The 12741-nt window shown below is 49.1% G+C and carries 11 protein-coding genes; 8 read left to right on the forward strand and 3 right to left on the reverse strand.

The genetic code is table 11. The annotated features are described in order from the left end of the window. Nucleotides 1–4 precede the first annotated feature (4 nt). The 7 genes from sucC to AC07OI_RS26800 all read left to right on the forward strand — a co-directional run bounded on the left by sucC (nt 5) and on the right by AC07OI_RS26800 (nt 6110). Nucleotides 5–1189 (forward strand): ADP-forming succinate--CoA ligase subunit beta, encoded by a 1185-nt coding sequence (gene sucC, locus AC07OI_RS26770; protein WP_268978095.1) that lies wholly within the window; start codon nt 5–7, stop codon nt 1187–1189. Nucleotides 1190–1207: 18 nt separating this feature from the next. Then, nucleotides 1208–2089 (forward strand): succinate--CoA ligase subunit alpha, encoded by an 882-nt coding sequence (sucD, locus tag AC07OI_RS26775; RefSeq protein WP_492705579.1) that lies wholly within the window; start codon nt 1208–1210, stop codon nt 2087–2089. Nucleotides 2090–2554: 465 nt separating this feature from the next. Further along, nucleotides 2555–3361, forward strand: coding sequence for a Stp1/IreP family PP2C-type Ser/Thr phosphatase (locus AC07OI_RS26780; protein ID WP_492705581.1), 807 nt, complete (start codon nt 2555–2557; stop codon nt 3359–3361). 29 nt (nt 3362–3390) lie between these two features. Then, nucleotides 3391–3999, forward strand: coding sequence for an FHA domain-containing protein (locus AC07OI_RS26785; protein ID WP_492705583.1), 609 nt, complete (start codon nt 3391–3393; stop codon nt 3997–3999). Nucleotides 4000–4438: 439 nt separating this feature from the next. After that, nucleotides 4439–4897, forward strand: a complete 459-nt coding sequence (locus AC07OI_RS26790) for a pilin (RefSeq protein WP_495259289.1) — start codon at nt 4439–4441, stop codon at nt 4895–4897. A gap of 128 nt (nt 4898–5025) precedes the next feature. Beyond that, nucleotides 5026–5484: a pilin gene (locus AC07OI_RS26795; RefSeq protein ID WP_495259290.1), complete on the forward strand. Its 459-nt coding sequence runs from the start codon at nt 5026–5028 to the stop codon at nt 5482–5484. Nucleotides 5485–5648: 164 nt separating this feature from the next. Beyond that, nucleotides 5649–6110: a pilin gene (locus tag AC07OI_RS26800; RefSeq protein ID WP_495259291.1), complete on the forward strand. Its 462-nt coding sequence runs from the start codon at nt 5649–5651 to the stop codon at nt 6108–6110. A 762-nt stretch (nt 6111–6872) separates the two neighbouring features. On the opposite strand, the gene AC07OI_RS26805 is transcribed toward AC07OI_RS26800, so the two are convergent. Continuing rightward, nucleotides 6873–7334, reverse strand: a complete 462-nt coding sequence (locus AC07OI_RS26805) for a pilin (RefSeq protein ID WP_495259292.1) — start codon at nt 7332–7334, stop codon at nt 6873–6875. Between the two features lie 199 nt (nt 7335–7533). On the opposite strand from AC07OI_RS26805, the gene AC07OI_RS26810 reads away from it, so the two are divergent. Then, nucleotides 7534–9996: a tetratricopeptide repeat protein gene (locus AC07OI_RS26810; RefSeq protein ID WP_495259293.1), complete on the forward strand. Its 2463-nt coding sequence runs from the start codon at nt 7534–7536 to the stop codon at nt 9994–9996. 84 nt (nt 9997–10080) lie between these two features. Here AC07OI_RS26810 and ggt read toward each other — a convergent pair whose 3' ends face one another. Together ggt and AC07OI_RS26820 are read right to left on the reverse strand one after the other, a co-directional pair. Next, nucleotides 10081–11826, reverse strand: a complete 1746-nt coding sequence (gene ggt / locus AC07OI_RS26815; protein ID WP_495259294.1) for a gamma-glutamyltransferase — start codon at nt 11824–11826, stop codon at nt 10081–10083. Between the two features lie 222 nt (nt 11827–12048). Next, nucleotides 12049–12636, reverse strand: a complete 588-nt coding sequence (locus AC07OI_RS26820) for a 50S ribosomal protein L25/general stress protein Ctc (protein ID WP_492705598.1) — start codon at nt 12634–12636, stop codon at nt 12049–12051. Nucleotides 12637–12741: the final 105 nt, after the last annotated feature.

Below are 12741 nucleotides of genomic sequence, written 5' to 3' on the forward strand. Positions count from 1 at the left end.
GTGTCTGAAGGGAAGTCGTATGAAAATTCATGAGTATCAGGGTAAAGAAATCCTCCGCAAATTCGGAGTGACAGTACCACGCGGTATTCCATGCCTGTCTGTTGACGAAGCTGTCAAAGCGGCTGAAACGCTGGGCGGACCAGTCTGGGTTGTCAAAGCACAGATACACGCCGGTGGCCGTGGCAAGGGTGGTGGCGTGAAAGTCGCTAAATCCCTGGAACAAGTGCGTGAATACGCTGACGCGATTCTGGGCATGCAACTGGTCACGCATCAGACCAGTGCTGAAGGTCAAAAGGTTCGTCGCCTGTTGATCGAAGAAGGCGCGGACATCAAAAAAGAACTGTATGTCAGTATGGTCACTGACCGTATCAGCCAGCGCGTGGTCTTGATGGCCTCCAGCGAAGGCGGTATGGATATTGAAGAAGTAGCAGAAAAACATCCAGAACTGATTCACAACCTGGCAATCGATCCGACTGCTGGCTTGCAAGATGCTGAAGCGGATGACATTTCCCGCAAAATCGGTGTGCCAGAAGGCTCTATCGCTGACGCGCGTGTACAGTTGCAAGGTTTGTACAAAGCCTTCATGGAAACTGACTGCTCCCTGGCTGAGATCAATCCTTTGATCCTGACTGGCTCCGGCAAGGTTATCGCACTGGATGCGAAATTCAACTTCGACGCGAATGCATTGTTCCGTCAACCAGAAATCGTGGCTTACCGCGATCTGGATGAAGAAGATCCGGCTGAAATCGAAGCGTCCAAATTTGACCTGGCTTACATCTCCCTCGACGGCAATATCGGTTGCCTGGTCAACGGTGCTGGTCTGGCGATGGCAACGATGGATACCATCAAACTGTTCGGCGGCGAACCAGCCAACTTCCTCGACGTAGGTGGTGGTGCGACAGCAGAAAAAGTGACAGAAGCCTTCAAGATCATGTTGAAAAACCCAGGCCTGAAAGCCATCCTGGTCAACATTTTCGGCGGCATCATGCGTTGCGACGTGATCGCTGAAGGCGTGATCACTGCATCCAAGGCAGTTTCCCTGCAAGTACCACTGGTTGTGCGTATGAAGGGTACTAACGAAGACATCGGCAAGAAGATGCTGGCTGACTCTGGCCTGCCTATCATCGCGGCTGACACGATGGAAGAAGCAGCACAGAAGGTTGTTGCAGCTGCTGCAGCTCAAGCTTAATAATCGCAAGGAACAGATATGTCCATCCTGATCAATAAAGACACTAAAGTCATCACCCAAGGTATCACTGGCAAAACTGGCCAGTTCCATACTCGCATGTGCCGCGATTACGCAAACGGTAAAAACTGTTTCGTCGCTGGCGTGAACCCGAAAAAAGCTGGCGAAGATTTCGAAGGCATCCCGATTTTTGCTAACGTGACAGAAGCTAAAGCTGCTACTGGCGCGACAGTTTCCGTTATCTATGTTCCACCAGCAGGCGCAGCCGCTGCCATCTGGGAAGCCGTAGAAGCTGACCTGGACCTGGCAATTTGCATCACTGAAGGCATCCCTGTCCGTGACATGATGATGTTGAAAGACCGCATGGCTAAAGCCGGCAGCAAAACAAAATTGCTCGGCCCTAACTGCCCAGGTCTGATTACACCAGACGAAATCAAGATCGGTATCATGCCAGGCCATATCCACCGTAAAGGTCGTATCGGCGTGGTTTCCCGTTCCGGTACTCTGACTTATGAAGCAGTGGGTCAACTGACTGCGCTGGGTCTGGGTCAGTCTTCTGCTGTTGGTATTGGTGGCGACCCTATCAATGGTCTGAAACACATCGACATCATGAAGATGTTCAATGATGATCCAGATACTGATGCTGTCATCATGATCGGTGAAATCGGTGGCCCGGATGAAGCGAATGCTTCTTACTGGGTACGCGACAACATGAAGAAGCCGGTTGTTGGCTTCATCGCCGGTGTGACTGCGCCTCCGGGCAAGCGCATGGGCCATGCAGGCGCGCTGATCTCTGGTGGTGCTGATACGGCACAAGCCAAGCTCGACATCATGGAAGAATGCGGCATCAAGGCCACTAAAAACCCGTCAGAAATGGCGCGTTTGTTGAAAGCCATGCTGTAAGTTAAGCGCTGTAAAGCTGCTTAGCAAGAAAAAGAGTCGCAAATTTTGCGACTCTTTTTTATTTATGCCTGGGTTTCTTGTGGATATCCGTGCAAATAGATTTCCTTAATGTTAAGCTTAAACATACGTAGCCATTGGCTATTAAATTGTGTATGTTTGGCTTAACTGATTATTTAGCTTATTGTGTAAATAATTTGTGAAGGGCCAAGCCAGAGAACAAATTTAAAAAATATAGGTAGAGAAAGAAAAAGAGGATTTACGCAAAATTATCAGGCAACTCCCAGACGGCAGTATTTTTAAAATACGGTCGCGCAGTCGCATAGTCGCACCAAAGGCGGGTTTGCAAAGTAAGACTGGTTGTTTTGCTTAAGCTCTCATTAAGATAATCCGAATATAAGATAACTTCAAAATCTTATCTAATTAATATAAATTTATTCACTCCAGGATTTATCCCAGCGTTTATTGATGCCATACCAGCGCGTATTAACATTTGCTGCCCTATCTGATACGGGCTTAGTCAGGTCGCACAACGAAGATGCCATCATCGTTTGTGCCGACTATGGCTGTGCGGTCCTGGCTGATGGCATGGGGGGATATAACGCGGGCGAAGTCGCCAGCGCCATGACCGCCCAAATCATCGCTGAATATTTATGTAGCAAGATGGATGCCATCTGGTTCCCATCCATGGGGCCAAGGCCATTGGCGATGGCGCGCTGGATCACCGAGTCGGTCGAGCTGGCTAATCGCAACGTCTTATATACGGCGCAAACCAATCCAGAATGCGCAGGCATGGGTACCACGGTGGTGGTGGCATGTTGTTTGCAAGATAAGCTCCTGCTGGCGCACGTCGGGGATTCCCGTGCTTATCGCTATCGCTCAGGCGTATTGACACGCCTGACGCAGGATCATTCCGTGCTGCAGGAGCAAATTAATGCCGGGCTGGTTACTGAAGAAGAAGCACGTTATTCTTCTATTAAGAATCTGATTACCAGGGCGGTCGGTACACTGGCTGAGGTGCACACGGAGTTGCATACGCACCATACTGAAGAAGAAGATTTGTATCTGATGTGCTCAGATGGATTGACCGATATGCTTGGGCATGATGAAATCCAATCCTTGATCAGACAGTACGAGTCTGACCTTGACCGTTGTGCCGAAGCGCTGATCGATGGTGCCAAGGACAGGGGGGGGCTGGATAATATTTCAGTTGTCCTGTTCCGCCTGGTCAACGAAGAAAACAAGTCCTGGTTGCAAAGAACATTTACCCGGTAGGTCGGGGGTTATGAATTGATGAGAGATTTATGGCGAAAATTATCGTCACCTTTAATGGTTTGGTTCAGCAAGAAATCACTATCAGCAAATCACGCCTCACGGTAGGTCGGCGCCCTAGTAATGATATTGTCATCGATCACCTGACGGTCAGCGGTCAGCATGCCGCGATAGATACCTCTTCCAATGGTTCTTTTGTACTTGATCTTGGTAGCACTAACGGCACCATGGTGAATGCACAGCCTGTCAAAAAACACCTGTTGCAGCATGATGATGTCATCGACATCGGTAAATACAAACTACGGTTTCAGGTAGAAGAGTCAGGCAAGCAGACTTTTGTACCCGAGCCAGGCCAGGTGCAACCGGCTTCTGTCGATAAGCCCAGGGCCAAGATCAAGGTCATGACCGGCCCTAATTCAGGTAAGGAACTCAACCTGATCAAGGCTGTTACTACAATAGGCAGCCCTGGCACCCAGGTTATTGCTATTACCCAGCAGGGCAAGGACTATGTCATCGCCCAGGTAGAAGGCAGTGCATCGGCCACAGTCAATACCCAGTCCATCAAGGACAAACCACATACCCTCAAGCATGCAGACATGATAGAGCTGGCAGGGACAAAAATGGCCGTGATTTTCTATTAATCAGATGCTATATCCCTGATCCCTGCCAGCGTTTATGCGGCAGGGATAGCTCAAGTCTCACGACCTGATTTTCCGCGTTACTATTTTCTGAGCAGTAATTATTGTCAGCCCTGTCCAAGTGCATTTGCGTGCACACGTGTGTAACGTAGTTCTGGCGCCAAGAAATATTCTTTTCAAATTTGTATCAAGTCTTGAAACAATTTTTTACATGACTGACAGACTTGTCAGTCGTCTTTGTGATCTGACACAAACATTGACAAATATTAGCATGGATAAAATGTCAACTATTGACGCATTTCGTCACTTCTTGTCCGATGATTCATGAAACTTACGATTTCCGCATAAGAAAATGCGTAGTTGCCCAGTAAACAAAAACTGGCACGGTGATTGCTACATGTGAAGCGTAGTTCCTGATTTCAACTTTTTCCTGGAGTTCATAATGAAAGCTATCCCTAAACAGCTGCAACGCGGCTTTACACTGATCGAATTGATGATTGTTGTTGCAATTATCGGTATCTTGGCTGCGATCGCTATTCCTCAGTATTCTGATTACACATCCCGTACTCGTGCTGCTGGCGCGATTGCAGAGTTGGACAGCTTGAAATCTGCCATGTCTATCTGCTTCCAAAACGAAGGCGCATGGACTAACTGTACAACAATGGGCACAAACGCAATCCCTACAGTTGCTACTTCCAAGTTCCTGCCAGCTCTGCCAACTATTGCTGGTACAGGTATCATCACGCAATCTTCAACTGGCGCAACAACCAGCGCTGGTGTAGCTTTGGCTGCAACACTGTCACCTTCCACATTGTCCGGCCAAGCAAACATGCTGTGGACAACTGCAGGTACACTGTGCGATCCAGTACGTGGCTTGAAAACAGGTCAAGGCGGTTGCTAATTCTTAGCAGCTCTTGCAATAAAAAAAGCCCGTTCAACGGGCTTTTTTGCTTTTGTAAGGTATCTTTTTTGCTTGTTGTTTACTTAATATTGTTAGTAGTGCCATAAAAATTTTTGAAAGAATTTAAGATGAAAGCTATCCCTAAACAGCTGCAACGCGGCTTTACACTGATCGAATTGATGATTGTTGTTGCAATTATCGGTATCTTGGCTGCGATCGCTATTCCTCAGTATTCTGATTACACATCCCGTACTCGTGCTGCTGGCGCGATTGCAGAGTTGGACAGCTTGAAATCTGCCATGTCTATCTGCTTCCAAAACGAAGGTGCATGGACTAACTGTACAACAATGGGCACAAACGCAATCCCTACAGTTGCTACTTCCAAGTTCCTGCCAGCTCTGCCAACTATTGCTGGTACAGGTATCATCACGCAATCTTCAACTGGCGCAACAACCAGCGCTGGTGTAGCTTTGGCTGCAACACTGTCACCTTCTACCTTGTCTGGTCAGGCAAACATGAAGTGGACAACTGCAGGTACACTGTGTGATCCAGTACGTGGTTTGAAAACAGGTCAAGGTGGCTGCTAAGTTTTATTGTGAGCCCCTGCAATGTCTTGCGAAAGCCCGGTAACGGGCTTTTTTCAATTTAATTTCACTGTACTTGCATTGCTGCTCGCATTGTGAGTTCAATTCGACTGCCGATAATATTGTCAGGGTATGATAAGCAAATGATCAAAAGAAAAAGAAACGACATGAAATCTCAACTGAAAATGCTGCAAAAGGGATTCACACTGATTGAGTTGATGATCGTTGTGGCCATTATTGGTATCTTGGCCTCTATCGCCTTGCCTCAGTACGCTGACTATACGTCACGTACCAGAGCAGCAGGTGCAATTGCCGAACTACACAGCTTGAAGACTGCAATGTCGCTCTGCTTTCAAACGGATGGAGCCTGGACGGCCTGTACGAGCATGGGGACGAATGGAATACCTACAGTTGCAACATCCAAGTTTTTGACGGGGGCAGCTCCAACTATCGCCGGTACGGGGGCTATTACCCAAGCGTCAACTGGAGCGACAACCAGCGCAGGTACCCCCTTGTCGGTGACGCTTACCCCTTCGACCCTGTCTGGTCAGGCGAATATGTTATGGACTGCTTCGGGTACTATCTGTGATCCAGTTCGCGGTTTGAAAGCCGGGCAGGGCGGTTGCTAGCAGATTTTGTCAGATTGTCTTGAATCATTATTGAACCATTTCCCCATACAAGGTGCTGATAGTTGAGCGTCGCTTACATAGCTTCAGCACACCTGTCGTCATGCATTGCCCTACTTCTCTGAAAACATCTGTCAGCGCAGTTCATGAGACAAATGCATCGCACTTCAGATGATGACTTGTGAGCTGCGTTGAATCTGATTTCTGTGCAGTACTTGACCTTGAATATTATGAATAGAGTGAAGAGTCTGGTGCAGTTTTTCGACGCTTCCGAAACTATTATGCATTAGATTTTCCGCGTCATCGTCGTGATGAAGGACTAAGTAAGATTATTGAGCTAACGACCCAGTCCGTGCAAAATCAATGACCTGCTATCTCCAGCAATTCTCTCTGCTTAACTGCTAGCTCTAAACTGCTTCCCATTTCTGAATGTGAAAAAAACTCCAGAAGCGAGACATCAACTTTTGGAGTTCAGTTTTTCGAGTTCAGTTTGTTTTTTAGATCGCAGATAGTTTATGGCATGGACGCGCATGAATCATATCTACTTAAGAACTAGCTACGTGCAGGTGAATTCGGGTGCTGTAAGACCAGAGGTAGTCATATTAATGCAAGCATGATCTGCGACCGCAACCTCAGACTATTACAATACTTGAATAAACATGAGGGTCCATTCTTACTCAGGTGTTATCTTGTGCTGATAAGCAAAACAAACGTCTACTCAGTTCCTCTTAGTTCATCAAACGCAGTTCAAATATCTTGCAATAATCAGCAAGCGCCTTGACCAGGTTTCAGGCCGCGCACTGGATCACAGATAGTGCCTGTATTAGTCCAGATCAGATTAGCCTGGTTTGCCAAAGTGGATGGCGTCAGAACGACACTCAAAGGTGTGCCCGTGTTGGTCGTTGCGCCAGTTGCCGCTTGGGTAATTACTCCAGTGCCCGAAATAGTGGGAACTGCACCGACTAAAAACTTGGAGGTGGTGACAGTAGGAATGGAGTTGGTCCCCATGACTGTGCAATTGGTCCAGGCGCTTTCATTCTGAAAGCAAATGGACATTTCTTTTTTCAGGCTGTTGAGTTCTGACATGGCACCTGCAGCTCTGGTGCGCGAAACATAATCAGAATATTGAGGAATGGCAATTGCTGCCAGAATACCAATGATGGCAACTACAATCATTAACTCTATAAGTGTGAAACCGCGGTGCAATTTAACAAGTTGGCCGTGCATTTTTTTCTCCTCGATGGCAAGGATAATGGTGGATACGGTCAATCAGCAAATTCTGTGCCAATCAACATAAGTTTTTTAATTATTGCTATGCTAGGAGCAGTAAAGTGAAGGTACAACTTTTTACGGCTATACGGCCAATAGGATTTACAATCCTTCACCTTGTTGTACTGAAGGAAAATCATTTGTTTAAAGGTAAGTAATGCTGAATTGGTTAAAGAAGCAATTTTCATCAGCGAATAATGTGGTTCAGGTGAAGGACGCATTACACCAGTCAGTGGATGCTGGTGACGCCCTTGACGGAGCAGGCACCACTCTTTCAGACCTTGCTGAGCGCAGTTACCGTGAAGGAAAACTGATCGATGCAGCACGCTATTACCAGCAAGCCTTGCAGGTAGAGCCAGAAGATGCCAATTTGAATAACAAGCTGGGTGATGTCTTTTATGATCAGCAAGACTATGTCGGGGCTGAAACCCAGTATCGCCGGGCACTGCAAATAAAAACTGACTTCCCTGAGGCTGAACTTAACCTGGGATTGACACTGGATGCATTGGGGCAGTTTGAAGCCGCGCAGGCGTGCTATGAGCGAGTAATACAGCAACAACCAGCAAACCACCTTGCCTATTTCAATCTTGCCGTTACGCTCACTTCATTGGGGAAGCCGGAAGAGGCACGCTCTGCTTACCAAAAAGTGCTGGAACTCAAGTCAGGGTTCAGTCATGCGCATTTCAATCTGGCAGCGCTGTTCCAGGCCCATGATTTACTGGATGAGGCAACAGAGCAATATCTCTGCACCATAGCAGCTAATCCCCAGCATTTCGCTGCGTATTGCAATCTGGGCGTGATTTACCAGACAAAGGGGCAATTCGCCCAGGCAAAAGAGCAATACCTACAGGCACTACGGATACACCCGCAGCATGCGGAGACTCATCAGAATCTGGGCTTGGTTGCCTGTCATCTGCAGCAAACTGACCTGGCAATCACACATTTTCTTCAAGCCCTGAATTTGCGTCCGGATTTTGCAGAAGCAATGATCAGTCTGGGGGATGCTTATAAGACACAAAACCGGCTGGCTGAAGCAGAAGTACGTTATCGCCAGGCCATTGCCACGCAGCCGCAATTGCCGGGAGCGTATTGCAATCTGGGTATCATTTTGCACGAGCGCAAGCAGTATCTGGAAGCCATTGCCATCTATCAGCAAGGCATCGCCAATGATGCGCATTCTGTCTTGTTGTACAACAATCTTGGCAACACCTATAGCATGATCAATCGTTTCTCTGATGCAGAGGCATGCTATGACAAAGCCTTGCAGATAGGCAGTGACGTAACAGAAACCTATACCAATCTGGCCGGTTTGTTCGCCGGACAAGGCAAACTGGAAGAGGCCGAGAATAGTTACCGGCAGGCAGTCAAGCTTGACCCCGGCTATGCCCAGGCGTATAGCAATCTGCTGTTCATGCTTAATTATGATCCTGACCGTAGCGCAGAAGCAATTTTTGCTGCTTACCAAGATTATGAAAAACTCTATGCAAATCGTTATCGAAGTGAGTGGTTGCTCTTCGGCAATGACAAAAATCGTCAGCGACGACTAAAAATTGGCTATGTATCGCCAGATTTTAGCCGCCATCCGGTTCAATATTTCCTTGAACCATTAATGTGTCATCATGACAAGACTTTGTTTGAAGTGTATGCCTACGCCCAGCTCAGTGTGGCTGATGGTGTCACCGAGCGCTATAAAAGCTATGCTGACCATTGGATAGAAACCGGTGGCCTGACAGATGCTGCACTTGCCGAGCGCATACGTAATGACGGGATTGATATCCTGGTCGACCTGGCTGGTCATACTGCCAATAACCGCCTGTCGGTATTTGCACGGCGACCCGCCCCGGTGCAGGTTTCCTGGCTCGGTTATGGCTATACCACCGGCTTGACAGCAATTGATTACATGCTGACCGATGATGTCAGTGCCCCTGCCGGCAGCGAAACCCTGTTTGCCGAACAACCCTGGCGATTGCGGGCACCTTCCTACGCTTACAGGCCAGCACCAGGCATGGGTGAGGTAAGTCTTTTGCCGGCACTGAGGAATGGTCATATCAGGATAGGCACATTGACCAGGTCCATACGCATCAATCACCGGACCATCAGGGTCTGGTCGGAAATACTGAAGCGCTTAAAAAATGCAGTGCTGGTGGTCGACAGCGCAAATTATCAGGATGTGAATTTGCGGCAGTCCTTGTTGGACAAATTTGCTGCCCAGGGTATAGACGAATCCCGTCTTGATATCGGCTTTCATTCTCCACCCTGGGACACGCTCAGGGCACTTGATATAGGGCTGGATTGCTTCCCCCATAATTCTGGCACCACCTTGTTTGAAACACTGCACATGGGTGTGCCCTTTGTGACGCTGGCAGGCCGGCCAAGCCTGGGACGCCTGGGTAGTTGCATACTTGAAGGTTTAGGGCGCCCGGAATGGATAGCGCATACAGAAGATGAATATGTAGAGAAAGTCGTTGCGCTGGCAGAGAATGTAGAGCAACTGGCAAGTATCAGGGCAGGATTGCGCCAGGAAATGCAAAACAGCGCCTTGATGGATGAGCCAGGATTTACCCGCAAGGTTGAGGAAGCTTACCGAGCAATGTGGCTGAAGTGGTGCGACGCGACGTGAGATGGTATGCGGTGGTGAAGTTTGCGATGCTGTTTGATACATCAGCCTGAACAGGTAAATCCTGTCCTGGCTGACTGAAAAACTTTAAAACCCAAGTGCAGCACCATCCGGGTTGCGCGGGTCTGAATACCCGGCAAAGCCTTGCGGGATTATCTGTATGGTCTGGGTCTTGCCCAAAGTGCCGGTGGGGCGTAATACCTGACCTTTTTGTTCCAGCAGGCGCAGGGTGTCGATGCTGATGCCTTTTTCAAAGCGCAACTGGTCTGGCATCCATTGCTGGTGTATGCGCGGCGAGATGGTGGCTTCGGCCACGTTCATGTCATGGTCTATGACGTTCAGTATGGTTTGCAGCGTCGTGGTGATAATCCGGCTGCCACCGGGGCTGCCAGTCACCAGAAAGGGTTTGCCATCCTTGAGCACTATCGTGGGCGACATCGAGCTTAGAGGCCGCTTCCAGCCTTGTACAGCGTTGGCGTCGCCACCCAGCAAGCCAAAGGCATTTGGTACGCCTGCCTTGACCGAGAAATCATCCATTTCATTATTCAGGACGATGCCTGTGCCAGTGGCGACGATGCCGCTGCCAAAGTTCAGGTTCAGGGTGTAAGTGGTGGCGACGATATTGCCGAATTTGTCGGCCACACTGTAATGCGTGGTCTGGTCGCTTTCATAGGGCAGGGGTTTGCCAGGCTTGATCTCGCTTGAAGGTGTGGCACGGTCTGGCTGTATTTTCTTGACCAGTTCACCAGCATAGGCGCGTGAAGTCAGGGCCTTGGTCGGCACTTTGTAATAATCAGGGTCACCCAGGAATTCAGAACGGTCAGCATAGGCCAGTTTCATGACCTCGCTGAGTTGATGCAGAGTCTGGGCGCTATTCGCTCCCTGTTCCTTCAGAGGGTAATGTTCCAGCATGTTCAGCATCTGGATGATATGCACGCCACCAGAACTGGGTGGCGGCATCGAGACCACTTCATAGCCGCGATAATTACCGCGTACCGGGACGCGTTCCACTGCCTTGTAATTTTTCAGGTCGCTGGTAGAAATCAAACCTTCATGCTGCTGCATTTCAGCGACGATTTTTTTTGCGATTGCGCCTTCATAAAACGCTGACGGGCCTTGCTCGGCAATCAGGCGCAGTGATTGCGCCAGGTCTTTTTGCAGCAAGCGCTCACCGGCCAGCATGGGTTTGCCATCCTTGAAAAAAATTGCCCGGCTGGCGGGCCATTTGCCCAACTGATTCTTGCTGGAATCGATCAGCTCTGCCAGATGCGGGCTGATCTCAAAGCCCTGATCGGCCAGACGTATGGCGGGGGCGATGACATCCTTCCATTTCATGCTGCCGTATTTGCGCAGAGCCAGGTCCATGCCTGACACCGTGCCAGGCACGCCGACTGCCAGATGGCTGTACAGGGATTTGCCAGAGATGACATTGCCCTTCGCATCCAGATACATGTCACGGCTGGCTTTTTCTGGTGCCAGTTCACGGAAATCCAGCGCGATGTCCTTACCTGATTTGCTGTCATGAATAATCATGAAACCGCCGCCACCTATATTGCCAGCGTTCGGCAAGACTACAGCGAGTGCAAAACCAACTGCCACCGCAGCATCTACCGCATTGCCGCCTCGTTTGAGTATGTCGAGGCCAACCTGGGTCGCCAGCGCCTGCTCAGTCACCACCATGCCTTGTTTGGCATAGACCGGGCTGATGATGGGATAGCTGGTATCGTATTTGATGCCAGCCGCCAGTTGCGCCTGGCTGGCAGGGCTGATTATGGTGAAACACAGGGGAATGAGCAGACTCAGGCATAGCTTGCGGCAGGAGGGGGAGGGCATGCGAATAACTCCGGAAATCAGTGATAGTAGAAATAGTAATATCTATTCTCGCATGATGCATATGCAAAGTTTCCTGCATTTAAAAAATAAATCAGGCTTCTGAGGGGATTGTTAAGGTGTTTAGTACGGCTAGGAGCTACAACGCAGCTGGGGCGGTTTTTCGTAAGTCCTAATAAAAAAGCCGCCCGAAGGCGGCTTTCATTTAATTCGCATGAATGCAAATTATTTTGCTTCAGCTTCTGCAGAAGTTGCGCCAGCTGGCACAACAGCGATAGCAACAGTAGCGTCACCACCGTGTACAACAGCTGTCACGCCTTTTGGCAGTGTCAGTTGGGATACGTGGATGGATTGACCGGCTTCCAGTTTGGACAGGTCAACTTCAACGAATTCTGGCAAGTCTGCTGGCAAGCAGGAAACGTCCAGTTCAACAGCAACGTGGCTGATCACTGCGGAAGACAGTTTTACAGCTGGGGATACGTCGGCATTGATGAAGTGCAGAGGCACTTTAACGTGGATTTTTTGGTTAGGATCTACGCGTTGGAAATCAGCGTGCAAAACCAGTTGTTTGTATGCGTGGACCTGGAAGTCGCGCAACAATACTTTTTCTGCTTTGCCATCAACTTCCAGGTCCAGAATGGAAGAGTGGAACGCTTCTTTTTTCAATGCATGGTACAGCGCATTGTGATCCAGAGTGATGGCGACTGGTGCTTCTGTACCGCCGTAGATGATGCCAGGTGTTTGGCCAGCATTGCGCAGGCGGCGGCTCGCTCCGGTCCCCTGTACATTGCGTGCAAATGCGATTACTTTCATGGTGTTACTCCAAAAAATGCAAACCGTTTTTCGGTTTTACGGTGTTGAACCCCCGCGACCAGGGGCCCAGAAAATAGCCCTGCCATCAAGGAGATGGCAGGGCCG

The organism is Undibacterium sp. GW821-FHT07F11 (genome assembly GCF_059418665.1).